General features: G+C 41.5%; 29 protein-coding genes. 5 read left to right on the top strand and 24 right to left on the bottom strand.

The genetic code is table 11. The features are described from left to right. Positions 1-4: 4 nt before the first annotated feature. From murD to AC503W_RS06820, 11 genes are all read right to left on the bottom strand, one after another. Entirely contained in the window at positions 5-1,357 is a 1,353-nt protein-coding gene (murD, locus tag AC503W_RS06870) for a UDP-N-acetylmuramoyl-L-alanine--D-glutamate ligase (RefSeq protein WP_403080037.1), read from the bottom strand. Position 1,358: 1 nt separating this feature from the next. Next, positions 1,359-2,336: a phospho-N-acetylmuramoyl-pentapeptide-transferase gene (gene mraY / locus AC503W_RS06865; protein ID WP_402868174.1), complete on the bottom strand. Its 978-nt coding sequence runs from the start codon at positions 2,334-2,336 to the stop codon at positions 1,359-1,361. 75 nt (positions 2,337-2,411) lie between these two features. After that, entirely contained in the window at positions 2,412-3,884 is a 1,473-nt protein-coding gene (locus tag AC503W_RS06860; protein ID WP_427686453.1) for a UDP-N-acetylmuramoyl-L-alanyl-D-glutamate--2,6-diaminopimelate ligase, read from the bottom strand. Positions 3,885-4,037: 153 nt separating this feature from the next. Then, a complete protein-coding gene (locus AC503W_RS06855; RefSeq protein WP_402868170.1) occupies positions 4,038-5,960 on the bottom strand; it encodes a stage V sporulation protein D in 1,923 nt (640 codons plus the stop codon). 120 nt (positions 5,961-6,080) lie between these two features. Next, on the bottom strand, positions 6,081-8,240 hold the full coding sequence (locus AC503W_RS06850; RefSeq protein WP_494916516.1) for a penicillin-binding protein: 2,160 nt from the start codon (positions 8,238-8,240) through the stop codon (positions 6,081-6,083). Next, positions 8,240-8,596, bottom strand: coding sequence for a cell division protein FtsL (gene ftsL / locus AC503W_RS06845; RefSeq protein ID WP_402868166.1), 357 nt, complete (start codon positions 8,594-8,596; stop codon positions 8,240-8,242). Before ftsL ends, AC503W_RS06850 begins: the two co-directional genes overlap by 1 nt. A 32-nt stretch (positions 8,597-8,628) precedes the next feature. Further along, positions 8,629-9,561 (bottom strand): 16S rRNA (cytosine(1402)-N(4))-methyltransferase RsmH, encoded by a 933-nt coding sequence (rsmH, locus tag AC503W_RS06840; protein ID WP_402868164.1) that lies wholly within the window; start codon positions 9,559-9,561, stop codon positions 8,629-8,631. 50 nt (positions 9,562-9,611) lie between these two features. Further along, a complete protein-coding gene (gene mraZ / locus AC503W_RS06835; RefSeq protein ID WP_402868162.1) occupies positions 9,612-10,043 on the bottom strand; it encodes a division/cell wall cluster transcriptional repressor MraZ in 432 nt (143 codons plus the stop codon). A 277-nt stretch (positions 10,044-10,320) separates the two neighbouring features. Continuing rightward, on the bottom strand, positions 10,321-11,949 hold the full coding sequence (gene bshC / locus AC503W_RS06830; RefSeq protein ID WP_402868161.1) for a bacillithiol biosynthesis cysteine-adding enzyme BshC: 1,629 nt from the start codon (positions 11,947-11,949) through the stop codon (positions 10,321-10,323). Positions 11,950-12,058: 109 nt separating this feature from the next. Then, complete coding sequence (locus AC503W_RS06825) at positions 12,059-12,451, bottom strand: DUF3397 domain-containing protein (protein ID WP_402868159.1); 393 nt, start codon at positions 12,449-12,451, stop codon at positions 12,059-12,061. 4 nt (positions 12,452-12,455) lie between these two features. Continuing rightward, complete coding sequence (locus AC503W_RS06820) at positions 12,456-13,337, bottom strand: 2-dehydropantoate 2-reductase (protein ID WP_494916512.1); 882 nt, start codon at positions 13,335-13,337, stop codon at positions 12,456-12,458. Between the two features lie 444 nt (positions 13,338-13,781). Here AC503W_RS06820 and AC503W_RS06815 point away from each other — a divergent pair, with 444 nt between their 5' ends. Next, on the top strand, positions 13,782-14,267 hold the full coding sequence (locus tag AC503W_RS06815; protein ID WP_402868156.1) for an N-acetyltransferase: 486 nt from the start codon (positions 13,782-13,784) through the stop codon (positions 14,265-14,267). A 37-nt stretch (positions 14,268-14,304) separates the two neighbouring features. On the opposite strand, the gene AC503W_RS06810 is transcribed toward AC503W_RS06815, so the two are convergent. The 4 genes from AC503W_RS06810 to AC503W_RS06795 all read right to left on the bottom strand — a co-directional run bounded on the left by AC503W_RS06810 (position 14,305) and on the right by AC503W_RS06795 (position 16,676). Beyond that, positions 14,305-14,937, bottom strand: coding sequence for an RsfA family transcriptional regulator (locus AC503W_RS06810; protein ID WP_494916509.1), 633 nt, complete (start codon positions 14,935-14,937; stop codon positions 14,305-14,307). A 79-nt stretch (positions 14,938-15,016) separates the two neighbouring features. Next, a complete protein-coding gene (locus AC503W_RS06805; protein WP_494916507.1) occupies positions 15,017-15,775 on the bottom strand; it encodes an enoyl-CoA hydratase/isomerase family protein in 759 nt (252 codons plus the stop codon). Between the two features lie 140 nt (positions 15,776-15,915). Then, the gene (gene rpmF / locus AC503W_RS06800) at positions 15,916-16,089 is read right to left on the bottom strand and encodes a 50S ribosomal protein L32 (RefSeq protein ID WP_402868151.1); all 174 of its coding nucleotides are present in this window, start codon (positions 16,087-16,089) and stop codon (positions 15,916-15,918) included. Positions 16,090-16,154: 65 nt separating this feature from the next. After that, positions 16,155-16,676 (bottom strand): YceD family protein, encoded by a 522-nt coding sequence (locus AC503W_RS06795; RefSeq protein WP_402868149.1) that lies wholly within the window; start codon positions 16,674-16,676, stop codon positions 16,155-16,157. 217 nt (positions 16,677-16,893) lie between these two features. Between AC503W_RS06795 and AC503W_RS06790 the strand changes: the two genes are divergently transcribed. Further along, positions 16,894-18,117, top strand: coding sequence for a nucleotidyltransferase (locus AC503W_RS06790; RefSeq protein ID WP_407407273.1), 1,224 nt, complete (start codon positions 16,894-16,896; stop codon positions 18,115-18,117). A 63-nt stretch (positions 18,118-18,180) separates the two neighbouring features. On the opposite strand, the gene AC503W_RS06785 is transcribed toward AC503W_RS06790, so the two are convergent. Both AC503W_RS06785 and AC503W_RS06780 read right to left on the bottom strand, forming a co-directional pair. Then, positions 18,181-19,206, bottom strand: a complete 1,026-nt coding sequence (locus AC503W_RS06785) for a SepM family pheromone-processing serine protease (RefSeq protein WP_402868146.1) — start codon at positions 19,204-19,206, stop codon at positions 18,181-18,183. Then, positions 19,196-19,993, bottom strand: a complete 798-nt coding sequence (locus AC503W_RS06780) for a patatin-like phospholipase family protein (protein WP_402956184.1) — start codon at positions 19,991-19,993, stop codon at positions 19,196-19,198. The genes AC503W_RS06785 and AC503W_RS06780 overlap by 11 nt, the downstream gene beginning before the upstream one ends. 243 nt (positions 19,994-20,236) lie before the next feature. On the opposite strand from AC503W_RS06780, the gene ylbJ reads away from it, so the two are divergent. Next, a complete protein-coding gene (ylbJ, locus tag AC503W_RS06775) occupies positions 20,237-21,466 on the top strand; it encodes a sporulation integral membrane protein YlbJ (protein ID WP_407407270.1) in 1,230 nt (409 codons plus the stop codon). Positions 21,467-21,505: 39 nt separating this feature from the next. Here ylbJ and coaD read toward each other — a convergent pair whose 3' ends face one another. Then, positions 21,506-21,997 carry a pantetheine-phosphate adenylyltransferase gene (coaD, locus tag AC503W_RS06770; RefSeq protein ID WP_402868140.1) on the bottom strand — a complete coding sequence of 164 codons (492 nt, stop codon included), beginning with the start codon at positions 21,995-21,997 and terminating at the stop codon, positions 21,506-21,508. Between the two features lie 12 nt (positions 21,998-22,009). Beyond that, on the bottom strand, positions 22,010-22,573 hold the full coding sequence (gene rsmD, locus AC503W_RS06765) for a 16S rRNA (guanine(966)-N(2))-methyltransferase RsmD (RefSeq protein ID WP_402868565.1): 564 nt from the start codon (positions 22,571-22,573) through the stop codon (positions 22,010-22,012). A 468-nt stretch (positions 22,574-23,041) separates the two neighbouring features. Here rsmD and AC503W_RS06760 point away from each other — a divergent pair, with 468 nt between their 5' ends. Beyond that, the gene (locus AC503W_RS06760; protein WP_402868138.1) at positions 23,042-23,431 is read left to right on the top strand and encodes a DUF7147 family protein; all 390 of its coding nucleotides are present in this window, start codon (positions 23,042-23,044) and stop codon (positions 23,429-23,431) included. 231 nt (positions 23,432-23,662) lie between these two features. Here AC503W_RS06760 and AC503W_RS06755 read toward each other — a convergent pair whose 3' ends face one another. The 5 genes from AC503W_RS06755 to AC503W_RS06735 form a co-directional block, all read right to left on the bottom strand. Beyond that, entirely contained in the window at positions 23,663-23,938 is a 276-nt protein-coding gene (locus AC503W_RS06755; RefSeq protein WP_402868136.1) for a YlbG family protein, read from the bottom strand. Positions 23,939-24,188: 250 nt separating this feature from the next. Then, entirely contained in the window at positions 24,189-24,638 is a 450-nt protein-coding gene (locus AC503W_RS06750) for a YlbF/YmcA family competence regulator (protein WP_402868134.1), read from the bottom strand. Positions 24,639-24,698: 60 nt separating this feature from the next. Beyond that, a complete protein-coding gene (locus AC503W_RS06745; RefSeq protein WP_402987771.1) occupies positions 24,699-25,118 on the bottom strand; it encodes a hypothetical protein in 420 nt (139 codons plus the stop codon). 60 nt (positions 25,119-25,178) lie between these two features. Continuing rightward, positions 25,179-25,421: a YlbE-like family protein gene (locus tag AC503W_RS06740; RefSeq protein WP_402868130.1), complete on the bottom strand. Its 243-nt coding sequence runs from the start codon at positions 25,419-25,421 to the stop codon at positions 25,179-25,181. Between the two features lie 24 nt (positions 25,422-25,445). Then, entirely contained in the window at positions 25,446-25,880 is a 435-nt protein-coding gene (locus AC503W_RS06735; RefSeq protein ID WP_402868128.1) for a YlbD family protein, read from the bottom strand. A 127-nt stretch (positions 25,881-26,007) separates the two neighbouring features. On the opposite strand from AC503W_RS06735, the gene AC503W_RS06730 reads away from it, so the two are divergent. Next, positions 26,008-26,508 (top strand): PaaI family thioesterase, encoded by a 501-nt coding sequence (locus AC503W_RS06730; protein ID WP_494916501.1) that lies wholly within the window; start codon positions 26,008-26,010, stop codon positions 26,506-26,508. Positions 26,509-26,527 lie beyond the last annotated feature (19 nt).

The raw sequence follows: 26,527 nt of genomic DNA, 5'->3' as shown, positions 1-26,527 counted from the left end.
GCTCTTACTTAAGTTTATGCACAGCCTCCATAAACATGTCTCCTCTTTGTTCAAAAGTTTTATATTGATCCCAGCTTGCACAAGCAGGAGAGAGGAGGATGCAGTCGCCTTCATTCGATAAATCAAAAGCAACAGGTACGGCCTTTACTACATTATCGACACGTTTTATATGGGTTATTCCTAATTCTTTAGCTATCCGTTCAATTTTCTCTGCCGTTTCACCAAATGTGATGACCGCTTTGACGTGTTTCATAGCCGGTTTCAACTCGTCGAATTCATTACCTCGGTCCAATCCGCCAGCCAACAAAATAACCGGTTCAGTGAATGAAGTAAGCGCCTTGGATGCTGCAAGGATATTCGTCGCTTTGGAATCATTATAGAATTTACGTTTTTCAATCGTTGCAACATATTGCAGACGGTGCTCCACACCGCCGAAAGTCGTCAAAACGGTATGAATGGCCTCATTAGACACACCCTTCAATTTCACTGCAGAAATAGCAGCCAGCACATTTTCCAAGTTGTGTTTTCCCGGGAGGGCAATATCCGAAACGGCAATCACTTTTTCACCGCGAAAATACACCGCTCCGTCTTCTACATAGGCCCCATTCTCATGCTTAACTTCTGTAGAAAATGGTACAAGTTCTGCCTTCGTCTTCTTGGTCATGTTTTTAACATCCACTTGATCTGCATTGAAAATCATGAAATCAGAAGCCGTTTGATTTCTTGCAATCGCCGCTTTCGCCTCAGCATATTCTTGTTTGGAACTATGATAATCCAAATGGGCATCATACAAATTCGTCACGATTGAGATTTCTGGCCGGAATTCTTCAATTCCCATCAATTGGAAGGATGACAATTCAATGACGATCGTATCTGCAGCTGTTGCCTTTTCAGCAACACCGGATGCTACCGTTCCAATATTTCCAGCAATAAGTGGTGACTTCTTACCAGCTTGCATCATTTCGAATATTAACGTAGTAGTGGTCGTTTTCCCATTTGTACCCGTGATTCCCAAAAATGGTGCTTCACTGATTTGGTAAGCGAGTTCTACCTCTGTGATGACCGGAATGCCTTTCTCCAATGCACCCTTAACAAGCGGGTTGCTATAAGGAATGCCTGGGTTCTTCACAATGAATTCGAATCCCTCATCCAATAGCTCAATCGGGTGGCTGCCACAAATGACTTTTATCCCTTGTTCAAGAAGCCCTTGTGCTTCCGGATTTTCCGATAGTGGCTTCATATCATTGACTGTTACGAACGCACCTAATTTATGTAGAAGCGAAGCTGCCGTGACTCCGCTTTTTGCCAAACCTAATACCAAAACTTTTTTCTCTGAGTATTTTTCTGTCTCTTTCAATTTATATCCACACCTCTAAATAGATTCCGAGTACCGCACACAATAATCCAACTGTCCAAAACGTCACGACCACGCGCCATTCAGACCAGCCAGAAAGCTCATAATGATGATGAAGCGGGCTCATTTTAAAAATACGCTTACCTCTAAGCTTAAACGATCCTACTTGTAAAATGACGGATAGAGTTTCAATGACGAAGACTCCACCAATAATGACCAACAGCAATTCAAGTTTGGTTAATAGAGCAATCGTAGCAATCGCTCCCCCTAAGGCTAGCGATCCTGTATCCCCCATAAACACCTTTGCTGGGTGGGCATTAAAGACTAGAAAGCCTAAGACTGCGCCGACGATTGCCACTGAGAATATCGCCACGTCGTATTGTGACTGGCTCCAAGCAAGTATGGCAAAAGCACCGAAGGCAATCGCGGACGTTCCTGAAACGAGACCATCCAATCCATCAGTCAAATTGACGGCATTAGAAAAACCTACCAACCAGAAAATCACGATAATTAGGTACGCCCAACCAAAATTAATGGAAAAATCAGTACCTGGAATCGTCAATTCAGGGTTGAAGCCGTCAGTCTGTTTGAAAACGAAGTAAAAAATGACGGATATCACGATTTGGCCTAGAAGTTTTTGTTTTGAAGTCAAGCCTAGGTTCCGTTTCATGACGACTTTGATAAAATCATCCAAGAACCCTAGTAAACCAAACCCTAAGGTAACGAATAATAATAAGTACGTTTCAGTGGATGGCTCTGAAAATTTAAATGTCATAACTAATGTAGCGATGGTGACTGATAATAGAATCACCAATCCGCCCATAGTAGGCGTTCCTGTCTTCTTTAGATGGGATTGTGGGCCTTCCTCCCTGATACTTTGCCCAAATTTCAGCCTTCTTAAAAACGGTATGAAGATTGGTGATAGAAGAACCGTTACTAAAAATGCCATCAAAATTGTATAAAAAATTACTTGTTCCAACATTCCTACTCCCTCATTCCTAACACAATTCAAATATACATTATCCTTGTTGCTATTTCTTTGTTTGGCGGGCGTGAATTAATTTGCACCCAATTTTGTTTGAATTGCTTTTTCTGCTTCTTCACGATCATCAAAGTGAAGGATGGCATCTCCGACCAATTGGTAAGTTTCATGCCCTTTTCCTGCAATTAAAATGACGTCTCCCGCTTCGGCTTTTGAAACGGCATACTCAATCGCTTCTCTTCGGTCCACTATCACCGTATATTCTTCTCCTTCAACTCCCGCTTCCATATCACGAAGGATTTGCAGTGCATCCTCGCTGCGCGGATTGTCGGAAGTGAAAATCGGGTCAGTTGCCAATCTGCAGGCAATCGCTGCCATGATGGGCCGTTTTGTCTTATCACGATCTCCACCACAACCTACAATCACGAAAATTTTACTTTTTGCAAACTCCCCTACGGTCTTCAAGACATTTTCAAGACTATCTGGTGTATGCGCATAATCAACTATGACGGGGAAATCCTGATTCGCCATAATAAGCTCAAAACGACCGGTAACACCCTTTATTGATTCAATTGATGCTATGGTCTCATCTAGGTTAATTCCCCCACATAAAGCCGCGCCAATGGCAGCAAGGACGTTATAAACGCTGAATTTCCCAATTAACTGCAACTTAACGTTACGTATATCCCTGCCAGCTGTTAAAGTGAAAGTCGTGCCTTGAGCGCCAATCTGTATATCACTCGCCCTAATGTCAGCATCTTTATCAATTCCGTATGTAACAACTGTAGCGGCAGTCGCCTTAATAAAATCGGCTGTTGCTTCATCATCCGCATTTAGGACTGCATATTTAGGGCGATTTTCCAATTGCGCATTGCCCAGCTGGGAAAATAACAATGATTTCGCATGTTTATATCGCTCCATCGTTTTATGGAAATCTAAATGATCTTGCGTTAAGTTAGTGAATACTGCTATATCATAGTCACATCCATGAACACGGCCAAGTTCAAGAGCATGCGAAGAGACCTCCATGATGGCCGTTGAGACACCAGCTTCAGCCATATCATGAAAAGCCTTCTGAAGCGTGACACTGTCTGGCGTCGTATTCTTCGTTTCAAATACTTTATCGACGATTTTTGTATACATCGTACCGATCAAGCCCGTTTTTTTCTTTTGATCTTCGTAAATCTTTTCAAGCAAATGGCTTGTGGTCGTTTTTCCGTTCGTACCGGTGATTCCTATCAGGTTCATCCTTTGGGTTGGGTGACCGTAAAATGCATCAGCGAGAACGGCCATGGCCCTACTTGAGTCACGGACAACAATCACAGGTACATTTAAGTTAAGCTGTCGTTCAGCAATGACAGCTGCAGCGCCATTTTCTACGGCTGATTGGGCAAAATCATGACCATCCACTGTATAACCTTTTATGCAAACGAATAAACTTCCGTCTTTAACTTTACGGTTATCATTTTCAATGGAGGTAATCTCCGGATTTTCTCCTTCATGCGCATCCAAGGAGTGTAAATAAGTTAGTAATGCGTGAAGCTTCATTTTTCCATCCCTCTCAACTTAATTTGAGGATTAATTATATGTGATTAGTTTTGGCTTGTCGAGAAACCAGCTTTTATTATACGGGGTTTAATCGACTCCGTAAACAAAGCGGCTGATTTTTTTCAGCCGCTTTTCACTATTCTTATTTTATACTTATTCTGTTTGTTCGCCAAGATAAATTCTAATTGTTGAACCTTCTTTTAATTTCACTCCTGCATCAGGAGCTTGTTTTATGACTTTATCCCCCTTACCGGCCATGTCTATCTTAAGGTCCAGAAGTTGGGTTTGTAACTCTTTTTTGCTCATTCCAACAACATTTGGTACCTCGATCATCACCGGATCGGTCCAGACTTTTTCTTTTTCAATCTGGTTTTTCCTCGGTTTGACACCCATCGCCCTTAGTGAATCCTCCATGATGTTCCCAACAATCGGGGCAGCGACCACACCACCAAATTGAACGGTCCCTTTCGGATTATCCACAGCGATATACACGACGATTTGGGGATCATCCGCTGGGGCGACACCAATAAATGAGAGTATATAATTATTGTCTAAATATCTCCCGTTCTCGGCTTTTTGGGCTGTTCCTGTTTTCCCCCCGACCCGATACGATTCCACGAAAGCTCCCTTACCGCTTCCTTTTGCCACAACGGATTCAAGTGCTTCCCGAACTTTCTTCGAGGTTTCTTCGGAAATCACCTTTTTTTTCGCCTGTGGGGTTTTCCGCATGACCACTTCCCCCGTTTTCGGGTCGACCAATTCTTTTGCAATATAAGGGGTATATAGTGTCCCTCCATTCACAGCTGCCGATACAGCCGTGACCTGCTGGATGGGCGTGACGGCAACACCTTGTCCAAAAGCCGTGGTTGCCTGTTCAACGGGACCAACACGATCCATATTGAACATGATCCCCCTACCTTCCCCAGATAAATCAATGCCCGTTTTTTGACCGAAACCAAAATCATTTATATATTGGAACAATTTATCTTTACCAAGCCGGTTACCTAGCTCAACGAAACCCGGGTTGCATGAGTTTTCTACGACTTCCAGAAAAGTTTGGTCACCATGACCTCCGCTTTTCCAGCAATGCAATGTAGAACCTGCAACCTCCACATGGCCGGGATCATAAAAATGGTCGTTTTGTAGATTCACCTTTCCTTCCTCTAGAGCAGCGGCAAGGGTGATGATTTTAAAAGTTGAACCTGGCTCATAAATGCTCCATACCGGCAAGTTACGGTTATATACTTCTGCAGGTACATCTTGGAATTTCGCTGGATCGAAGGTGGGCCTGCTTGACATGGCCAGTATTTCGCCCGTCTTCGGATCCATTGCAATGGCTATGAGTCCATCTGGATCATAAGTGGCCTCCGCATTATCCAGTTCCCGTTCCACAATGGTCTGAATTCGGCTATCAATCGTCAGTTTCAAATTATCTCCGTCTACTGGAGCCTTGAAATCATCTGCCATATTCTCAAGTCTTTTCCCTTTTGCATCCGAATAAAATTTCACAAACCCTCTTTCTCCATTAAGTTCCTTATCATACGATAGTTCGATTCCCATCAATCCCTGGTTATCCGAGCCTGTGAACCCCAGTACATGTGATAAGTATTCACCGAATGGATAATGGCGCTTGGAGTCTTCCGCGATATATATACCTTTTATGCCGAGGGCCTTGATTTCCTTTGCCTTTTCATGAGAAATTTTCCTCCCCTCGGGAATCCTGGCGCTCATCGCCGGTTTGGTTAACCATTCAAAGGCTTTCTCCTTCGTGATATTCAATATGGAAGCTAGCTGTTCCGAGGTTTCACTTGGATTCTCTATTTGTCGTGGGATGACATATACTGTCGGTGCTGAGATGTTCGTTGCCAACTCGACTCCATTTCGATCCAATATTTCACCACGTTTGGCTTCAAAGGGGATATTCCTACTCCACGAATCCTTAGCTAAGCTTGTCAAATCATTTCCTAGATAAAACTGAACGATCCCTAGGCGAATGTCAATGATAAAAAAGACGACTAATCCTATTGCCAATGCGATTGCTAGCCGTTTTCGGACGGTAACATTTGAAACACGCAAAAACAGGCACCTCCATTTCATACATGCTCAATATATATGCTTGTCTACTTGGTGGTAGAATAAAAACATGCAAGAAAAAGAGTGACCCGTATGAGCCACTCTTTTTCTTGCATGCTTATTTTACTCTACAGTTGTCTCTTTTGTTGGCGAATCCTTCGGTGGCTTTTCCGGCTGCCTTAATTCGACTTTGAAAGAGTCTCCTTCTTTAACCTTTGTGCCACCTTTAGGACTCTGTTTACCCACATATCCTGTGCCTGACGTATTCAGATTAAGCTTGGCAATGCTAGCTACCTTCATAACATCACGCAGTGACCAACCAGCCATGTCCGGAACCTTCACTGCCCCTTCAGAACGGAGAATAATTTTTTCCCCTTGAAGAAGGGAACTACCCGATTTAGGGGATTGGTCGAGAACTTTCCGTCCCGTTCCGATTACTTCCACTTCATATCCTAACTCCTCGAGTTCTTTAACGGACGAATTAATAGGTTGATCCGTATAGTCTTCAATCTTGTTAGTTTCCTGCTTTTTCAAATCGGATGGCTTTATGTTTAAATACATGAGGCTGTTTTGCATGACCGGATTAAATATTTCAGAAAGAGGATCAGCTCCTACATAGGAAACACCTAATTTCGGTTGTTTGGCAGCCACATATACAACAAGTTGCGGGTCATCGGCTGGAGCCATTCCCAAGAAGGAAAAGAAATAGTTGTCCTTACCTTCAAGATATCGACCAGTCGGCCCAGGAATCTGCGCAGTCCCCGTTTTTCCGGCTACATCATACCCATCGATCGCGTACTTCTTGCCCGTTCCTTTTTTTGCCGAGACGACCGTTTCTAAATATTCCCGAACTTGTTTTGCCGTCTCTGCCGAAATCGGTTCCCCCGCCACTTTCGGTTTGGTCGTTTTCAACACTTTTCCGGTATCTTGATTGGAAATGCTTTTAATGACATAGGGTTGCATCATCTTTCCGTCATTAGCTACCGCTGAAGCCGCTTGTATCTGTTGGATTGGTGTGACCGTTGTCCCTTGCCCAAACGCGGTAGTGACTTTTTCCATTTTATACTTATATTGAATCTTGCCTGTAATCTCATTCGGCAGGTCTATTCCCGTCTTTTTATCAAAGCCAAACTTCGTCAAATAGTCGCGGAATGTATCCGCACCTATTTTATCCATGGCTAAGGTTGCAAAAGCGACATTGGAAGACCGTTGAACCCCTTCAAGAAAGGACATGGTCTTGCCTGGCTCGATCCCGCTATGGTCGCCTATGGAACCTGTTGCAGCCTTGTATCTACCTGTTGTAAAACTATCATTGGGATTAAAGACCCCTTCTTCTACAGCCGCTGCTAGAGTAAATGTTTTAAAGGTGGATCCGGGTTCATAGGTTTCTTCAATGGCCAGGTTGCGCCAAGTATCCGTAAGCCCTTCCTTCGTCGTCGGATGGAATGTCGGCCTTTGGCCCATCGCCAATATTTCGCCTGTTTTAGGGTTGGAAACGATGGCGATGATTTGTTCCGGTTTATATTTCGCCTGGACTTTATTCATGGAATCTTCCAGGAATGTTTGTATTTTCTTATCGATTGTGAGCGAAACATTATTCCCATTATGGGGAGCTGATACCTTTTCCTCCGCCCCTGGCAAGATCAATCCCCAAAAGTCACTTTCATAGGTCAGCTTTCCATCCGTTTCCTGCAATTCTTTATTAAGGTACCTTTCGATACCGAATTTCCCTGTCATCTCTTCTGTTTCTTCATCCTTTTCTACATATCCAATCAAATGAGAAGCAAAGACCCCATTTGGATAGAAGCGTTTGTTCGTTCTTCCAAACGTGATTCCTGGCAACTCTAATTTTTCGATTTTCTGTTTGGTGTCCTGCGTCAAGTCTTTTCCAGCACTCCCAAACTCCACTTGATACGCCCCTTTTTTTGATAGGCGTTCATAAATGGCCTGTTCATCCATATCTATATATTTAGCAAGCTTACTCGCGGTCATTTCTGGGTCTTTCACCCGCTCGCTTTCTTTTTCGCTCAAGATGGCACGTAAGATATAGGAGGAAGTATCCACAGCGATGACGTCTCCCTTAGTATCTAGAATACTGCCACGTTTCGCTTCAATAACCTGCTCTTTCTCATATTTCTTATCGATTTTTGAAGCAAGTACCTCTCCCCCGGCTGTACCCGTCACACCAATATATAAAAAGCGGCAGATTAATACAAAGAAGAGCAGGCTGAATACGAAGAATAATCCAGCTGCTCCAAGCTTCATATTTTTTTGTTTCTGCATCAGTTCTGCACAACCTTCACGTTATTATCATCCAATCCAAGGCCTAATTTGGCAGCGATTGCCCAAATGCGCTCATATCTACTAAGTTCGTCGACCTGCACCATTAAATCATCATTCAATTTACCTTGTTCTTCAATGGTCGCTTCAACCTGCTGGATTTCTTTATTCGTTTCATAAATGGCAGCTTGATTGGAAACTATCTTCACACACGCAAAGGTAATCATGATAGCAATGGCGCATAGTAATAACACTTCACCAATCGATATTTTCGCTTTACGGATGACAACAGTTTGCTGGGATTGTTGCTGTTGATCTTCATATTGCTTTTCTTGTATTTTTTTTGCTATGGCACTCATTCATGCTCCCCCTTACTGTTTTTTTCTGTAGTTTACTGTTTTTCGGCAATCCTTAATTTCGCCGAGCGTGATCGGTTATTACCTTCCAGCTCTTCTTCCGAAGGTAAAATCGGTTTTCTTGTAATTAATTTCAGAGTCGGTTTGAATTCATCAGGGATGATCGGTAGGCCATGCGGGAGATCTGGTAGGGCGCTGGCTTTTTTAAATACCGTCTTACATATCCGATCTTCCAATGAATGGAAAGTGATGACAGATATTCTTCCCTCGGGATTCAACAGGGATATCGCTTGTTCAAGGGAATCCTCAAATACGCCCAATTCATCATTTACAGCGATTCTGATTGCCTGGAATACTCGTTTCGCAGGGTGTCCACCTTTACGTCGGGCCGGGGCAGGAATTCCTTCTTTAATTAATTCCACTAACTCAAATGTCGTTTCAATCGGTTTTATTTCACGGGCCGCTTCTATTTTCCGGGCAATTTGCTTGGAGAATTTCTCTTCCCCATACTGGAAGAAAATCCTGAGCAAGTCATGGTAAGACCATGAATTCACCACATCATAAGCTGAAGTCGCCGCACTTTGATCCATCCTCATATCCAGTGGAGCATCGTGATTGTAGCTGAATCCACGTTCAGGTGTATCTAGTTGTGGAGAGGACACACCTAAATCATAAAGGATCCCATCTACCTTATTGACTCCACGAGCATTCAACTCTTCTTGAAGATATTTAAAATTATTAGGAACAAGTACGACACGGTCCCCATAGCTTTCTAATTTAGCTTTAGCATTCTGAATCGCCGTTTCATCCTGATCAAAAGCATACAATCTGCCTTTGTCAGAGAGCTGTGACAGCAAGTATTCGCTGTGACCTGCTCCTCCTAAAGTACAATCTACATAAATTCCATCAGGTTTGATGTTCAAGCCATCAACCGTCTCTTTTAATAACACTGTTGTATGTTGAAACATGTTAGACATCCTTCCAATCGGTAATTGAGTCACTCTATTCGAGGGCAGCCTTAAATTTCAAAGCCAATCATATTTTCTGCTATCTCAGCGAAAGAATCCTCTGAAGCTGAAAAATAGTTTTCCCAAAGGGATTTGCTCCAAATCTCAATTCGATTGGTAACACCAAGAATTACACATTCTTTTTCCAATTGGCCATATGAAGTAAGCGGCGTGGGAATATTAATTCGCCCTTGCTTATCAATTTCGCATTCTGTTGCAGCGGAAAAGAAAAAACGGGTAAAGGCACGAGCGTCTTTTTTGGTTATGGGCAGGGCTTTCAGCTTCTCTTCCAATAGCTTCCACTCATTCATAGGATAACCAAATAGGCATTGATCGAGTCCGCGGGTAAGCACAAATTGTTCCCCTAGGTTGTCCCTGAATTTCACCGGGACAATCAGACGGCCTTTTATATCGATGTTATGATGGTACTCTCCCATGAACATACCCACTACCCCCACATTCTAATCTCAATGTACCACATTCCCCCACCTTTCTCCACTTGTTTTTACTTTCGCCTTTATTGTAAAAATCCCCTTCTTTTACATAGAAGTTTATTTAGCCAATATTCTTATCGAAAACCACTCTTCTTCTCGAATGGGCACAAACTAAGAGAGTGTTCCTCTTTTCCTGTCGAAAGTTTTCGGAAAACAAAAAGAAGACAGGCGAATCACCTGTCTTTAATCTTCTTTATATCCTCCACTTTTCTCCACCGCGGAGACCTTACAAGTAAATCAGTTTATGCTGGTTATTAAACTGATAGTCCAGTTTCATGATTTCCTTTATAAAATCGGGTCCATATTGATTCAAGTAATAAAAAACATTCCAGGTTCTCTCTTGGGGAGATTCCAAAGGATACAGCGAATTGGCGATACGTTCATATTTTTTCAAGACGAACGAGTGACGTTCTTTCGTCCTTTCCCCAATCTTACCGTTCATGAATGCCAATTGTTTCTGGATGAATTCTATATTTTTATTTAGAATCGGTTCAAGCCCCTTATCCAATGAAACAGCATGCATCGATAACTTTTGATGGTTCTCTTCAAGTTGGGATTTCATCGTTTGGAATAAGTGATCGACCGTTTCATCTTTCACAGAATCGAGATAACGCTGTACGGTTTTTGCCGTCCCTTCGGTCAGCACTGTCTTCAACGTTATTTCCGTTTCATCTAAGTCCGTCTGGATACCCCGCTCAACGATTGTTATATTCAATCTTGGGATGATGGGTGGCATCTTCATAGCAAATAGTTCAAATGCTCGTTTCAATTCTGCCCAATAGGCAATTTCACCCGGTCCAGAAATGAAGGCTAGAACGGGAAAGAGCATTTCCTGCATGAGTGGACGCGTAACGACATTATTACTTAATTGCTCTGGATGGGTTTTCGCCATTTGCAAGAGTTCCTGCTCCGAGAAAGAGAGCTCACCATTTCTGGCAGTGAACCTGCCCTCCGACCGTTTAAGTAAGCAGCGATCTTTTTTTGCAGTATCGTAATAAAACAGATTGGCTGGCTGTTCTCCCATTTCAATCATTTTGGAATAACCTTGTTCTTGCATGAAAGTTTGTTGCTTTCCAACCTCTTCCGCAATCTTTTCGCTTTTTCCTATCAACGACTCAAAAAAGCCTGTTTCTAATTTTCTAAGGGCTGGATCACCTGCGTCAACAAGCAAGAGGCCATATTCTTGGAACCATTCGTGAATCAAACGAGCAAAAAAGTCGACGAATGTATTCGATTGCTTAACGGTTTCCTTCATATCAATAAGGAGTTTATTCGTAAATGCGGTTTCCCCATATGTTTCAATGATTTCTTCGAACCATTGCTCCATCTTTTTTTCATCGATTTCTATATCTGTGATCATGGTCTTGAAAGGCTGATAAGAAGGATAAGATTTTTTATCCGGTTTACCATTTTTCATGACATACACATGGTTGACCTCAGCTAGGTCATGATCTTCACCAGCTATCCAAAACACAGGAATGACCGGTTTCCCCAGTGACTTCCTTTGTTCTAGCGCAAGCTTAATGATTGAAATCACTTTATGTATCGTATAAAGGGGACCAGACAACAAGCCCGCCTGCTGTCCTCCAACGACAACGACCGAATCATCACGTCGTAATTCTTCAATGTTTTTATTAACAGCCTCACTGCTTGAAAAACGAGACATATATGTCTGTATGTAATTCGATAATGCTTCTCGTGAAAAAGTCCTGTTCATCAGCTCTTGATATCTATTGCGATAGATGTCCGGGTTGGACAAGTCATAGTGAAAATAATCTTCCGTTTCAAGCTCGCCCTGTAAATAGTCCGATGCGAAACGGTTTAATGATGGTAACGCGAGATCTTTCATCTCCATGTATGTTCTCCCTTTCTCTGCAACTACAATTCTTTTTAGAGTATAACATTCTGTTTTAAGAAAACAAAAAATGTTGCCCAGGAGCAGAAAATTGATGCTTTGCCATTCATTATGCAGTAAAGATTCTAGTAATTCTCGTAATAAATCCTATAGAAAATAAAAGAAGGTACGCGCAAAAAAAGAATGCGAAGTTCACTCTCCAAAATCCTTTCAATACTTTTTGAAAAATGATTTCTCCTTTAACTTGATAATGGACAAGAACAACAACGAATGCATTGGCTATCATGATGAGCATGATCACCCAAAAAATATGTATGTCCCAAATTGTCACTATTAAATAATGGACCGATAATACAAAAAACAAAGTACTCATATCCATGGCAAATTGAACGGAACGCTTATGGTTCCTTGTGAATTGCTTGGCACTAATAAAAAATATGACATAACCTATAAATGGAAGTGTAATGAAAATCGCGGCAAGACTTGAAACAAAGTTTGGCATACCCTCATCCCCCTTGGAACTCTTTTCCTTTGATCATTGCATAAAGAGAAGACGTTAAACATGCCTTTTTCTCTTTTCGTATTGCCTCCGAAATGATATAACCTAAGATTGCGTCGATTTCCGTTTTTCTTCCAAGTTCAATATCTTTCAGCATGGAAGATCTATTTTCTGAGGTCTTCGAACACACGGATTTTACGTGGTTAAAAGATTCCTCTGCATCTGGTAATTCCAGTACAGACGATATTTCAGCAAATAGTTCCTGGAATAATCGGTAATAAAACGGATTACTGATCAAACGCCCATTTTCCACTTCCAATAACGCGGTCAGAGGGTTGATTACAGCGTTAACGATTAACTTATCCATTAGCATGGCATGGTAGTCCTCACACTTACGGAATGGAAAATAGTCGTTGTTCGCATCCAGAAAAGGAAGTACATTCAAGTCCCCCCTGAAAGACGCAACTCTGGTTATACCAAACCCGGTATGTTCCACTGTATTCGAGTCGAGCTTCAACGCCCCATGTTCCACCACACCAACACAAACGGTCGCTGACTTCAACTCCTTTAAATAAGAAATGTGCCCATAGCCGTTCTGCAAAAACAACAAAGGTACATCCATCCCCTCGATCACTGGCAGGACTTGCGGTATATGATACTGTTTAACCGCGACTAGGATTATCTCTTCTCCCCTTATTCCACTTTCGATTGCGTTGGATGATATATTTCTTTTCCTGGTCACTCCATTCACGATGCAACGGAGACCCTCACTATTAATACATGATGCCTGTTCCTCTGTACGTGTATAAATCGTTACAATGTGCCTCTCACTTAAATAAGAGGCGAATAACAATCCGACAGAGCCGCCTCCAATTACGCCGATTTTCATATTACCCTTCCTAACTTTTCTCATATACTGACTATTTTAACACATTTTCTTTTTTCACTACCTTGCTTTTTCCATATCAAGGTGGACCACCAAATGCTACAAACAAATCGTTATCACATTTCCGTCTTTCAACAGCTAATTGCACAAAAACATAGAGAAGTATAAATACGCCAGCCATGGGTATAACTCCTTCTTCACGAGCTAAATTAATGGTATATTATATATGAAAAGTCGTGGATTCCTTAAAGTTTTTAAACATGAACGAATGATACCCTATCTTTATTCTTTGATGATCGATATAAAGAAAAGGAAAGGGATAATGATCAAACGGCTTGTTAGACTCGATTTAGTGAGAAAAGGTTTTAAATGGTGACTGTAGTTAGGGTTACTTGTTGATTTAAAAGCATGACGGGAGTAGTTTATCAGAATGAGGGGGAGTTTTATATGGAATACAAGGTGGAACGGTTACTTGTGAATTTTAAGACGCTTGAGGAGTTCAAGAAGTTCAAGGAATATGGGATGCAAGAATTATCCATGCTCGATGATTTAGAGGGAAATATCATTGAGAACGACAGTCAATCGCCTTTCTACGGCATCTTTTATGGTGACATGTTGGTTGCTAGAATGAGCCTATACAAAAAAGATGCTAAATTCGACCGATATTTTGATAAAACAAAAGACTTTCTTGTCCTCTGGAAGCTCGAAGTTCTTCCCAACTACCAAAACAAAGGATACGGCAAAGCTTTAGTCGACTTCGCCAAAAGCTTTAATATGCCAATCAAAACGAATTCCAGGGTACACTCCCAAGCGTTCTGGGAAAAGATGGGCTTCTCTCCCGCATCCTATGAAATGGATCGTGACTACGGAGAAAATCCTTTGATTTGGACCCCCATTGAAAAACAAGATGAAATCATAGATACGCAAGAATAAATGAAAAATGCGGGCGGATTTTTTCCACCCGCATTTTTCATTTATTTACCCTTTCCAAGTTACCGTTCTTATCCATTTGAAAACTCACCTTTGGATTTAACTTTTCATCTTCTAGGACACTGAGTTTTCTAGCCCGCTCCATAATTTGCATGAGAGCCCGATAATCTTCTTCCACTACTCTTAAATTATCCCGTAATAACTCATTCTCTTCCCGAAGCCTTTCATTTTCCTGTTCAAGATTATAAGAATGCCGGGCATTCCTTTCCATTTCTTCCCTATCAATTTTAAAGGTTTCATCCACCTTCGTTAAATATGAAATAACGTCTTGGAGAGGAGTAGATGGCGATGATGGCAATTCCCTTTTCCACTCCGCTGCTACCTCTTGTTCGTTCGGGACTTCTTCATTCTCAACAGCTTCCCCTTCGAAACCATTATCCCGCATGACCTGTTCTTTTCTCTGCTTTTTAGCCAACTCAATACCTGACTTATATTGCTTTCTGACAAAAGAATTCCAACGAAAACCGCAGGCTGCAGACGTTCTTGTTAACTGTTTCCCCACTTCTTCAAATGCCTTCAGCTGCGTACTGCCTTCCCTAATATGCCTTAGCACCACTTCAGCCAACAATAAATCCTCGTCCTGTGTCCATGCATCTTGTCTCGCAATCGTCATCTCTCTACCTCCAAGCAAGTTTTACTTCATGATATGCACTTGATAGGAAAGATAGACGGAATATAGAAGCGATAAAGATTTATTTTTTTTTATTTAAAAAACGGCTGACTGCGTCATGATGGGCTTCCGTTGCCCATAGTTTGGAACATTCACGGATTTCCGCATCCATTCTTTCTTTCAGGCCTCCATCTTCCCATTTCTTAACCAGTATTTTTTTATAAGCCATTAAAACCCCGAGTTCATGGCGTAGGAAATGTTGGGGAAATCCTTCCCAGTCTTCCATATCAATTATCTCGTCTATGAAACCAAATTCCTTTGCATCCTCGGAGCTATGTACTTTAGCATCAAGCAGTAACTTCATCGCTTTTTGTTCCGGAAGTTTTTCAAACAAGAGTGACGCTGCCCCCCAGCCTGTTGTTATCCCTAGCGTTCCCTGAACAAACCCTAACTTTATCCCCTTTTTCGCCAATCTAAAATCACAAGCCGTGGCAATTTCACACCCGCCTCCGACAGCGCTTCCGTTGAGTAGGGCAATTGTAGGTTTCGGAAAGATCGCCAGTTCATACAGGATTTTCCCCATCCTCGATAGCATGGCAAAAGCCTCTTCCTCTGTATAAAGATTTTGAAATTCACTTAAATCGCCCCCCGAGCAGAAAGCCTGGGAGCCCTCTCCCGTCAAGAGTAATACTTTGACATCCTTATCACTAGCCGCTTGTGATAAAGCTATTCCTAGTTCATCCATCAACTGAAAATTAACCGCATTTCTTTTCTCAGGTCTATTAAATGAAATCTTCAAGTATCCTTTTGCATTCTTTTCAACGATTAATGTGTTATACACGTGAACACCTTCTCCATGTCTCTATTTATTCTAAATATTCAATTAAATTAATTTGTAAAAAAAGCGCAGAGATTTATCTCTGCGCTTTGATTAGCGTGTTGCATAATCAAGAAAGCAATGCTTTCGAGTAGGTCAAGAAATTATTTTGCGACAACTTCTTTTCCTTTATATGTTCCACATTCTTTACACACGTGATGTGAAAGAGTCATTCCACCACAGCTCGGGCATTCTACCATACCAGGTACTTGAAGCTTGAAGTGCGTACGACGTTTTCTTTTTGCAGTTTTCGACGTTCTTCTAAAAGGTACAGCCATTATTCCCACCTCCTTAAAAAATATAAAAAAGCTGGAAAAATCGGATTAGCGATTTTTCGTTCCAATTAAGATTCTTTATTGTTGTCAAAAAAGTCGGCAAGCTTTGCAAATCTAGGATCAACCTTATGTTTAGTTTCTTCTTCAGAAATAACAGCCCAGTCTTTCCCGGATTGAGGAGCAGCTTCATTAGGATCGACATCCTCACAAAAAACCTGCATCGGAATTTCTAGCAATAAATTTTCTTTAATTACCGGTATAAGATCTACAACATCGCCTTCCACCACAGTAACGTCTTCTCCGTAGAAATGATCGCCATCTGCTTTTAAAAGAAAGGTTTCCTTTGTATCAATATCAATCGGATATTTCACGTCTACCAGTGTACGGGAACAAGGTAATGTTAATTCACCTGTAAGATGTAAGTGAAAAGTAATCTCGGTCGAGTTGATATCAGCTCTTCCTGTTACTCTAATTGGAGAAACGTCGCGTATTTGCTTGTCTCTTTCCTTAATGTCTAAGACATCCACCAATTCATCTAACTGCAAATTTTTGTCCCGAATTTTTTGAAGTTGACTAATTGTCCATTTCATATGAAATCACCTCAAGGCAACAAAAATAATTATAGCTTTCAATTATAAGTTTGTCAATATTTTTTCTTTACACTATAATGTAGTCATCCTAACTGATTTGCCAAGTTTAAAATCATTTCAAACAAAAAATCAGGACGAAACATTCTAGTTCTCTTACTTGAAATACTATTTTAGCACTAAGTTGGAAAAATACAAAGTTTTTCTCTGAGGTGATTGAATGAAATCTTGCGGTTTAGTAGTCGAATATAATCCATTTCATAATGGCCATGCACTCCATGCCAGAGAAAGCAGACAAAAGACAGAGTCGGATATAGTAGTTGCTGTGATGAGCGGACCGTTTTTACAGCGAGGTGAACCGGCGCTTGTCAGTAAGTGGTCACGAACGGAAATGGCCCTACTGGGTGGCATTGACCTTGTCATTGAACTTCCCTATTCCTTTGCTGTCCAAAAAGCGGAATTATTCGCGAAAGGTTCCATATCCCTTCTCGAATATTTAGGCTGTGACTCCTTCTGTTTCGGTAGTGAAGATGGCCGAATCGAACCCTTCATCGAGGCCCATGGCATTCTATCTGAAAATGCCGAAACATATAACGAAACTCTTAAATCTTTGATGGAAAAGGGAAACAGTTACCCTGCAAGTGCATCAAAGGCATTCCAAGCGATAAGCAAGAACACGGAGATGTTGGATTTAACAAAGCCAAATAATATCCTTGGTAAAGAGTATGTTAGTACGGCCCTATCCAATGGATTCTCGATTGAACCCTATACGATACAACGGGTGGCCGCTGGCTACCATGATGTCCAGCTATCTTCAAGCCCCATCGCGAGCGCAACAGGGATCCGCAAGGCGCTACTAGAACAAAAACAGGAATTAGAGGCAGTGGGGACTTATATCCCCCCTTCAACCTTGCATGGGCTTCAACATTACCTAGCCACCTATCATGCTTTACATGAATGGAATATGTATTGGCCTTTATTGAAGTATCGGATTCTCGCATCCTCCCTGACAGAGTTGGCCGACATCTATGAAATAGAGGAAGGAATCGAGTATCGGATGAAGGAAATGGCAAAGGAAGCTATGAACTTTCATGACTTCATGACCGCCATGAAAACAAAACGCTATACCTGGACCCGAATTCAACGGATGTGTGTCCATATTTTGACCCATACGTTAAAAGAAGACATGATTCATGCCGAGGAACCTTCTTATATCAGGTTGCTTGGCATGAATCATAGGGGGCAAGCTTACCTTCGGAAAGTAAAAAAAGAGTTGCCGGTCCCGCTCATATCCAGGCTTTCATCCTATCAAGATCGTCATATCGATACGGACATGCGAGCTGCACAGGTATATGCAATGGGGCTACGCGAACCTTATCAAACGGCGTTAATGAAGAGGGAGTTTAAAGCTCCAATCATAAAAACCAATTCGTTGGACACATGAAAGGCAGATCCTCTCCCTATCACACAAAAAAGCGCAAAACAGTTAGACTGCTTGCGCTTTTTTTCATTTTTTCGTTTCCTTGATCTTGGATAAATACTCTAATGCGTCATCAAAACTATCCACGGGGATGATTTTCATTTTCGTTTTAATGTCCTTCGCTGCTATCATCGCCTCTTCATAGTTCGACCCTGACGCGCCATTTTCATTAGGGGCAAAAAAGATTTCGGCTCCGGAATTATCAGCTGCGACAATCTTCTGCTGGATTCCGCCGATTGGACCAACCGTCCCATCATCCGTTATGGTTCCTGTCCCCGCTATATCGTAGCCTTTTGTAATATCCCCCTCTGTTAATTGGTTGTAAATTTCAAGGGAGAACATCAATCCAGCTGAGGGCCCACCAATTTGATCCGTATCGATCGTAACGGTCGGCTTCGTGATAACCTTACGATAATCATCAAGGGAGATGCCTATTCCTACCCTACTGGAATCATCCTTGAATGTTTTTAAAGGAATCGTGACCTTTTTCTCTTCACCTTCCCTTTTAAACACCAAATCAATCTCGTCTCCAGCTTTCTTACCATTGATATAGTCCATGAACTCTTGGGCTGACTTGAATCTCACACGATCGACTTGTATAATCTGATCTCCCGCCTTCAATTCCTTCGCTGCCGGCATTTCTTCGAGTACATCCAGAACATATACACCTAAGTATTGATAATCTACCTCTTTGCCCGCTTTATCATAAGCAATCTTAATTGCGTTATTTTTAGACCCGTCCATTAAATGCAACTGCCTGACATTATATTCTTCGTCTGTTTCATCTTGACTACGAATCGAGGTCTCCGGATAAATTTCCTGGTACTTACTCCACTTAGCTAATAAATAGGAGTAAATATTCGCCTTCCCCATCCTTACGGTAGTCAACATGAAGCTCCCTTGCTCTTCGTCCGCACCCGATACTTGAATAATCGGCTCCAATTCTTTAGCCATTCCTGGTTTCGTCACATAATATGGGAGAGAATATAGCGCCGAGGCTATAAGGAGTATAGCGGCCACCAGGATAGTGCGTACAAACATTTTACGATTCATCTACATAAGACTCCTTCCAAGCACTGATACTTTGCTTAATCTGATCTACCTTATCCCTAGCAGCATCTTCTCCAATACTAATTATTTCCTGTATATTTGTAAATGCCTTTGAACTGTATTTTTCCACTCTTGGTCGGATCATGACATCCGAGGCAACTACTCTACTTTCGACCAATTCCATTTGCAAGATGTCGAGACTCTGCATGATAACGTCATATATCGAATTTATTTCTACGTCCTGTTTCACATGTGCAACATCCACAGCAATGATAATATCCGCTCCCATTTCCTTTACGACCGAAACCGGGACCCTATCAATTACCCCTCCATCGACAAGGAGTCGATCTCCAATTTTCTCAGGAACGAAAATTCCCGGGACCGAGATACTGGCTCTTACCGCAGGGGCTAGCGGTCCTTCACGAAATACGACCTTTTCCCCCGTCCTGATATCCGTGGCAACAACAGCCACCGGTATATCCAAATCTTCAAGATTCTTGCCGTATGTGAAAACCCGGATTAAATCCTTCGTTCGTTTACCTGAAATAAATCCCATTTTTGGTATCGTAAAATCCAAGTAATATTTACGTTTAAATGCTCGCGAAAGTGTATAAAGCCTCTCAATATCTGAACCCGCGCCATAAAAGGTAGCCACCATCGCTCCCATGCTGCTTCCGGCGATCATATCTATTGGAATGCCTTCTTTTTGCAACACCTTAATTACTCCAATATGTGCAAAACCTCTCGCTCCCCCCGACCCGAGTGCTAACCCGATCTTTGGATGCGGCATAAAAATCTCCCCTCACTATAAAAGTTCAATTCTTTTCAAAATCGTACTCATACAAAGTTATGGTCTTAAACAGTTTTATAGAAGCATATTGTTTATATTGACAGTAAAACAAGCCAAACAACAGAAGATTCAGATAACTTTCTGAAGCATATAGCCTTTCACTGTATCTATTATCTACATTTTATCATGTTTTACCAGTAGACCCTACGCTATTCGTAACCCTTTTAGGAGGAGGCTCAGAACTTGCTTAAATCAAAATCTAAAACAATAGTATTAGCCATCACGGTTACCATGATGGCAGTTGGCTTAGTCATCTTCCCCCAGGAATCCTTTGACGCTTCTAAAGGTGGATTAAATATGTGGTGGAAAATTGTTTTTCCCTCCCTCCTTCCTTTCTTGATTTTTTCGGAGTTATTAATTAGCTTTGGCGTAGTCAAGTTCATCGGTGTGATACTCGAACCTTTCATGCGACCCTTATTCCGCGTACCCGGTGTTGGAGGGTTTGTATGGGCTATGGGGCTTGCATCAGGTTTTCCGGCAGGAGCCAAATTCACGGTAAGGCTCCGTCAAGAGAAACAAGTCAGCCAAATTGAAGCAGAAAGACTCGTTTGCTTCACTAATTCATCCAACCCTCTGTTCCTATTCGTTGCAGTTGCCGTAGGATTTTTCCACAATCCCCACTTGGGCATCATCCTGGCACTTGCCCATTATTTAGGCAATCTGTGTGTAGGGATTTTGATGCGCTTTTATCGGAGAAAAGAGGAAAAGGGGAAACTCCAGCCCAAAAGCACAGCTAAACTGCCTTCCATCAGACAAGCCTTTAGTCAAATGCACCGCACACGCTTAAAAGAAACCCGGCCGTTTGGAACGTTGCTTGGTGATGCCGTTCTATCCTCCATTCAAACGCTCCTTATGATAGGTGGATTCATCATCCTATTTTCTGTTGTCAATCGACTTTTATTTCATATGAATATAACCAGCCTGCTTGCGACAGGAATCGGAGGGATATTGCATCTCATGAAATTTCCCGATTCTTTAAGCCTTCCATTCATCTCAGGCATGTTTGAAATGACACTTGGATCTAAATTAACCAGCAAGATAGAAAATGCGACCCTCCTGCAACAGACAATCATGACTAGTTTCATCCTTGCTTTCAATGGATTTAGCATTCAAGCCCAAGTGGCCAGTATCATCGCAACGACCGATATTCGTTTTATGCCATTTTTCCTGGCCAGAATTGCACATGGCTTCTTTGCCGCCATTTTTACCGTTATACTCTGGGAACCCTTCTATAGAGGCACTGATTACAATGGAAATGTAATTAATGATTTCCCGGTCAATGGATTTACAGGAGAACGTGCACATTCTCTTTACCAATACATGTTGGATTTTGGTCCGCTTCTCACACTCGCTTTTCTCATGATTTACATCATCTTATTCGCTAAACGTCTCATCAGCGACTTTCATAAATAAAAAAGAGCACAGTCCACGAAGCGGGCCATGCTCTCTTTCCTATGCTTTTTGTTCTTCGTACTTTTGTGTCAAAGCTTTCTGAACAACAGGCGGTACTAATTCTGTTATATCCCCACCATATTTCGCTACCTCTTTTACGATACTGGAACTTAAGAATGAATATTGATTTTTCGTCATGATGAAAAATGACTCAATATTGTTGTTCAAAAATCTATTCATCGAGGTTCCTTGCATCTCATATTCAAAATCTGAAGTCGCCCTCAAGCCCCTGATAATTGCATTGGCGGAAACGCTTTCAGCATAATCGACCGTCAATCCCTGGTAGGAATCCACCTTAACATTCGGCATATGAGCCGTTGCTTCAGTGATTAACTTCAATCTCTCTTCTACAGTAAACAGTGAATGTTTTGCTGAATTGTTCACAACAACTACATAGACCTCATCAAATACGTTAGCTCCCCTTTGAATGATATCAAGATGGCCAAAAGTAATCGGATCAAAACTTCCCGGACAAATCGCTATTTTCGACATTCATCGTTCCCCCTATTCGTGTACGTTCCCCCACTGATAAATCGTTACCGCAATACTCCCATATACTTCTTTTCTCTTGATTGTAAAGTCGCCAATTTGTTCTGGCAACGAAACATCATCGCCATGCTCACAAACAATATACCCCATATCGCTGAGCAAGCGGTTTTTATGTATCTCTTCCAATAAATCCACGAGCTTTTGCTTTTTATAAGGTGGATCAAGAAAAATCAAATCAAAGATCATTTCTCTTTTCACCAACGCCTTTAATGCACGTTCTGAATCATTTTTATAAACCTCAGCACAGTCCGTGAATTTACATAGTTCCAAGTTCGCCTTGACAGTTTGGTTAGCTTTAAAATCGCGGTCTACAAAGATAGCTCGATCCATCCCCCTGCTCAAGGACTCGATTCCCAATCCACCACTGCCGGCAAACAAGTCTAAAACAATCCCGCCCTCAAAATAAGGACCAATCATGTTAAAAATGGATTCCTTGACTTTATCCGTAGTCGGCCGGGTTCCTGTACCCGGTACAGCCTTAAGTGGTCTTCCTTTGCAACTTCCGGAAACGACCCTCATCATTCTCACCACATTTTATGACAAATTTCTGTTACTTTCCTATCCTAACATATTAGAAATTACTAGCCAATAACAAAAGCCAAATACACCCGTTTAAGCGAGAACAATTTAAATACATTCCCCCTTTAAATAAAAAGGGCATATCCTTCTCATTAAAATCTCTAATAGTTTGAATAGATAAGCTGATTTTGGTCATAATGAAAATAACAACATGACTTATTAAGTGTTGTTGCCAACCGCGGAGAAGGCTTACGTTTCCCCATAAGTCTTCCTCCGGTTTCTCCTCTCCCTTTGCCTTCTGGTCCTTAATTAGACATAGAAGGACCCTGCATGAAAGTGCAGGGTTTTTTTTATGAAACTGCCGTTATCATGGGCTTTTTAGAACCGATTCAGCTTTAAGTTGGCTCTTCTCTTTTACGGGATAAAATGATAAAGTAATGAAAGATAAGTTAGTGAGGAGAGGTTTAATTGATTCAACGTTTTATAGAACTTGGACAAGGTTATTCAGATATATATGAACTGATCGAGGTAGGGCGCAATCAGCAACACCGTGTAGCTAGGATGCTGGCCATGCATACTACGCTTGATGATAAAAAGGTAACTTCATTGGTTATCGTCATGCAACCAACAGATCCGGGAAAATTCCAACCTCTATATATTTGCCGTGAGGGAATCCCAAACCCTCATTTTACTGCCAATAAACGATATCAACTATTTGAAGATCTGGCTAAAGAACTAGACAGACCAATTATAGAAATAGATGTGAAGTCTTCAAAACTTTTCGCGGAAATAGAATTGTACTATCAGCACTTGATAGGTATTTTGCGTATGAATAGATACCTACCGCCATTGGGCTGAAGAGAATCGAGTAGGGGGAGGCACCTAGCCTCCGGCCTCTCACACCACCGTACGTACCGTTCGGTATACGGCGGTTCAGTTTAAGTCTGACGTAGTTTTATATATCGTTCATTTAAACTTTCTAACCCTTGATTATGCCAATAAGCATTGTCGAGGGTTTTGTGTATAACATAGATTGCACCCATGCCAGGCGCACTGAAAAAAAGTGCTGACTCCTCGAGTCAGCACTTTTTAGATACCCATTTTATAATCGTATTCCTTAGCCTTATCCGGTTTAGAATTTTCAAATTCCATTTTAAGGAAAGGTTTATAAGAAAGATCAACCTTTTTGACAAAGGAGTAATTATTCAGCTTTTCAACCAATGGTTCAACTTCATCCATGTTCGTATAAAGGACGACATATTTCAGCTTCTTTGAAACGTAATGGATATTTCCAAACTTCCTAAGCATTTTGGCTTGTTTTAATGTATGTAAATAGACGATAATTCCTTGTCTTGCTCCAAGCATATCAATAACTCCCTTTTATAAAGGCTTTAACTAATTTTAGCATAGCAGAATCCTTTCTTTCAACCAAGAAAAATGATTATAAACAAAATTCTCTTACTATTATGAATCATTTCGGGGTCATGAGTAAAAGGGGGATGAAAACCATTGAGTGACTAAGAAGTAATGATTGTCCAGACTGTATCTTGCTCGTGATTGAAATGAACATTTGCCGAAAAAAAAAGCCTGGTGAAATGTCCAGGCTTTCATCATCTTATGCAGAACAACCACAGCTTCCACCTGTTCCGCAACTTCCTGACGAGCAGCCGCCTGAAGATACGAAAAATGGATTTCCTGCAGGTGTTTTCACTTGTTCCGAAACAGCATGGCCGATTAAGCCACTAATTTCATCTAGGATACTCTGCAATTCCGTTTCTGCCATCTTGAACTCAGCAATGGTAGGGTGCATATCCATATCCCGTTTTGCCTCTCGGGTCTCCATATTGATGCGCTTATAGTCCGGATGATACTTACCGAACCTTTGTACATCTTCAAAAAGATCCTTTAGAGAAGTAAACTTGGAGATTTTTGTTTGCGCCTCTTTATCGCTTTGTAATTTATATAAACTAAGAAGATAATTTTCCCCTATATCAGAATGAAGGATCGTTTCTGCTAATCCGTCTGCATGTTGTAAAATATCAACAATTTCCATAGTAGCAAGCATAAATAAGCTCACCTCCACCATCATTTTACCATTTATTCTTTTCATATGCCATTGCTATGATTACATAGTGGACGTGATATGTACTTCGATCTCTTTATTCAGACCCGTTTTTTGACCCGAGTCATTCAATATCTCCAGCCTGATCTTATGCGCGCCATGTGGAATATCTTTTAGGATAAAGGCTGCCGTATGCTTATTGATTCTCTTTTTATCATCTAAAAGGACAGAAACAGTGGCCAACTGTTTTGAAGTATCTCCTGAAAAACTATAGTCGTTCAGGTAACATTCCACATATACAGAGTTTCCTTTGACAAAAGTCTTCACTTGAAAATCCTCATCCATCGTTTGGGCGCTTTGTACAGTGGTGGCAGCCTTAAGGTCAGAAACACTAGCAGCCGAGACATTTTTGGGTTCAGGGATTTTCTTTCCACAACCTGTTGCTGCCATCAGCACTGTTAGAACTATAATCATTCTCTTCATGACATCGTCCCCCTTTTGTCAATATTATTTGCCAAAAGGAGTAATTTACTCTTTTTTTCTTCATTCGCTTGGTACATTCATCGCTTGGAACATATGGAGCATCATCGAAGCAACCTGAACACTATCGGAGAATTTAGAGATTCGATGGGGAATTGATTTTTCAAAAAAGTACTTTGCTTCTGTTTCAAATTTATCCAACTCATGGGGATTACGCATTAACCTTTTATACCAAGCAGGCTGAATCCTTAAATACTTTTTCATATCCTCATTAGTCTGGATGAAGTCATACACATTTTGACGCATGGAATCCTTCCTCCCTCCCGCTACTTAATCCTTGTTAAATAAAAATGGATTACTTCTCTGCTCAGGTGCTTTTGGCGGAGGAGTGGAGTCCCCGCCCGATTTATTTCCCTGGAAAGCCGATAGCACACCTTGAATGGCTCCAATTGCTTGGTTGGCACTTGAAATATATTGTTGTATTTGTCCGATATCCATGTTTTTAACGGCACTCATGACCGTACCCAGTAACTCAGAGCTCTGCTCTCCCTTTTCTGTGGCGGTTACCACCGGTTCAGTCTTTCCTACAGAAGCTTGCACACTGTCCTCAGCCTGCCAGCGTGGATGATCTTCACCGAGTAGGTACCATTCTTCAAAAAGCTCCTGCCATGTTGCTTGCTTATTTCTCACTTCATTCACTAAATATGGATGCACCTTGACAAACTCCCTAAATCCATCAATGGAGGGGCGTTTTTTTTTTGCCATTACTCTTCACCTCACACTAAGACATCGCCTATTTTACGATATGCCTCTATGTATGAAAAAGTGCATGGATCTTATTCATTCATCCGGCTACATATAGTATAATATTGAAAAAAAAGGATGTTTTTTTATGAGTATAGAAGCACTTGTCGAGGATTTCAAGAACTTGGCAATCACGGCCGATGAAGCAGATCTACGCGTATTATCAGGAATCATCGCCAGCCTGAAGGAGAAAAGAAAAAATGAAAAATACTCCTATATCTCCAATCTCCTTAAGCTTAACAAACAGGTTAGCCACGACGGCACATCTCTTTCGATGGTGATGCCTATCACCCCTTTATCCCATAATGAATTGAACATCACTCACGGAGGAATCATCGCCACACTAATTGACTCAGCAATGGGCACTCTTGCCGGCTCGACAGTCCCAAAGGGTTATGCTACTTTGACAACGGACATTCAGGTACGATATGTAAAACCTGCTATCGGTGAACAGTTGACTTGTACGTGTAACATTATGCATACAGGCAATAAAACCATCATTCTTGAAGGAAAGGTTTATCGAGATGACGGATTACTTTGTGCCGTTTCCACTGGTAGTTTTTTCATCGTGAATATGAAAGGACAATAAAACGGATCCCAGAAGGATC

The sequence above is a fragment of the Peribacillus suis genome (genome assembly GCF_059384845.1).
This window is presented reverse-complemented; position numbering and strand designations above follow the sequence as displayed.

What these genes read in the sequence shown, in the direction of transcription:
- mraY (WP_402868174.1), bottom strand. Translation starts at nt 2,336, where the DNA reads ATGTTGGAACAAGTAATTTTTTATACAATTTTGATGGCATTTTTAGTA.
- AC503W_RS06860 (WP_427686453.1), bottom strand. Translation starts at nt 3,884, where the DNA reads ATGAAGCTTCACGCATTACTAACTTATTTACACTCCTTGGATGCGCAT.
- AC503W_RS06850 (WP_494916516.1), bottom strand. Translation starts at nt 8,240, where the DNA reads ATGCAGAAACAAAAAAATATGAAGCTTGGAGCAGCTGGATTATTCTTC.
- ftsL (WP_402868166.1), bottom strand. Translation starts at nt 8,596, where the DNA reads ATGAGTGCCATAGCAAAAAAAATACAAGAAAAGCAATATGAAGATCAA.
- rsmH (WP_402868164.1), bottom strand. Translation starts at nt 9,561, where the DNA reads ATGTTTCAACATACAACAGTGTTATTAAAAGAGACGGTTGATGGCTTG.
- mraZ (WP_402868162.1), bottom strand. Translation starts at nt 10,043, where the DNA reads ATGTTCATGGGAGAGTACCATCATAACATCGATATAAAAGGCCGTCTG.
- bshC (WP_402868161.1), bottom strand. Translation starts at nt 11,949, where the DNA reads ATGGAGATGAAAGATCTCGCGTTACCATCATTAAACCGTTTCGCATCG.
- AC503W_RS06825 (WP_402868159.1), bottom strand. Translation starts at nt 12,451, where the DNA reads ATGCCAAACTTTGTTTCAAGTCTTGCCGCGATTTTCATTACACTTCCA.
- AC503W_RS06820 (WP_494916512.1), bottom strand. Translation starts at nt 13,337, where the DNA reads ATGAAAATCGGCGTAATTGGAGGCGGCTCTGTCGGATTGTTATTCGCC.
- AC503W_RS06815 (WP_402868156.1), top strand. Translation starts at nt 13,782, where the DNA reads ATGGAATACAAGGTGGAACGGTTACTTGTGAATTTTAAGACGCTTGAG.
- AC503W_RS06810 (WP_494916509.1), bottom strand. Translation starts at nt 14,937, where the DNA reads ATGACGATTGCGAGACAAGATGCATGGACACAGGACGAGGATTTATTG.
- rpmF (WP_402868151.1), bottom strand. Translation starts at nt 16,089, where the DNA reads ATGGCTGTACCTTTTAGAAGAACGTCGAAAACTGCAAAAAGAAAACGT.
- AC503W_RS06795 (WP_402868149.1), bottom strand. Translation starts at nt 16,676, where the DNA reads ATGAAATGGACAATTAGTCAACTTCAAAAAATTCGGGACAAAAATTTG.
- AC503W_RS06790 (WP_407407273.1), top strand. Translation starts at nt 16,894, where the DNA reads ATGAAATCTTGCGGTTTAGTAGTCGAATATAATCCATTTCATAATGGC.
- AC503W_RS06785 (WP_402868146.1), bottom strand. Translation starts at nt 19,206, where the DNA reads ATGAATCGTAAAATGTTTGTACGCACTATCCTGGTGGCCGCTATACTC.
- AC503W_RS06780 (WP_402956184.1), bottom strand. Translation starts at nt 19,993, where the DNA reads ATGCCGCATCCAAAGATCGGGTTAGCACTCGGGTCGGGGGGAGCGAGA.
- coaD (WP_402868140.1), bottom strand. Translation starts at nt 21,997, where the DNA reads ATGTCGAAAATAGCGATTTGTCCGGGAAGTTTTGATCCGATTACTTTT.
- rsmD (WP_402868565.1), bottom strand. Translation starts at nt 22,573, where the DNA reads ATGAGGGTCGTTTCCGGAAGTTGCAAAGGAAGACCACTTAAGGCTGTA.
- AC503W_RS06755 (WP_402868136.1), bottom strand. Translation starts at nt 23,938, where the DNA reads ATGCTTGGAGCAAGACAAGGAATTATCGTCTATTTACATACATTAAAA.
- AC503W_RS06750 (WP_402868134.1), bottom strand. Translation starts at nt 24,638, where the DNA reads ATGCTTGCTACTATGGAAATTGTTGATATTTTACAACATGCAGACGGA.
- AC503W_RS06745 (WP_402987771.1), bottom strand. Translation starts at nt 25,118, where the DNA reads ATGAAGAGAATGATTATAGTTCTAACAGTGCTGATGGCAGCAACAGGT.
- AC503W_RS06740 (WP_402868130.1), bottom strand. Translation starts at nt 25,421, where the DNA reads ATGCGTCAAAATGTGTATGACTTCATCCAGACTAATGAGGATATGAAA.
- AC503W_RS06735 (WP_402868128.1), bottom strand. Translation starts at nt 25,880, where the DNA reads ATGGCAAAAAAAAAACGCCCCTCCATTGATGGATTTAGGGAGTTTGTC.
- AC503W_RS06730 (WP_494916501.1), top strand. Translation starts at nt 26,008, where the DNA reads ATGAGTATAGAAGCACTTGTCGAGGATTTCAAGAACTTGGCAATCACG.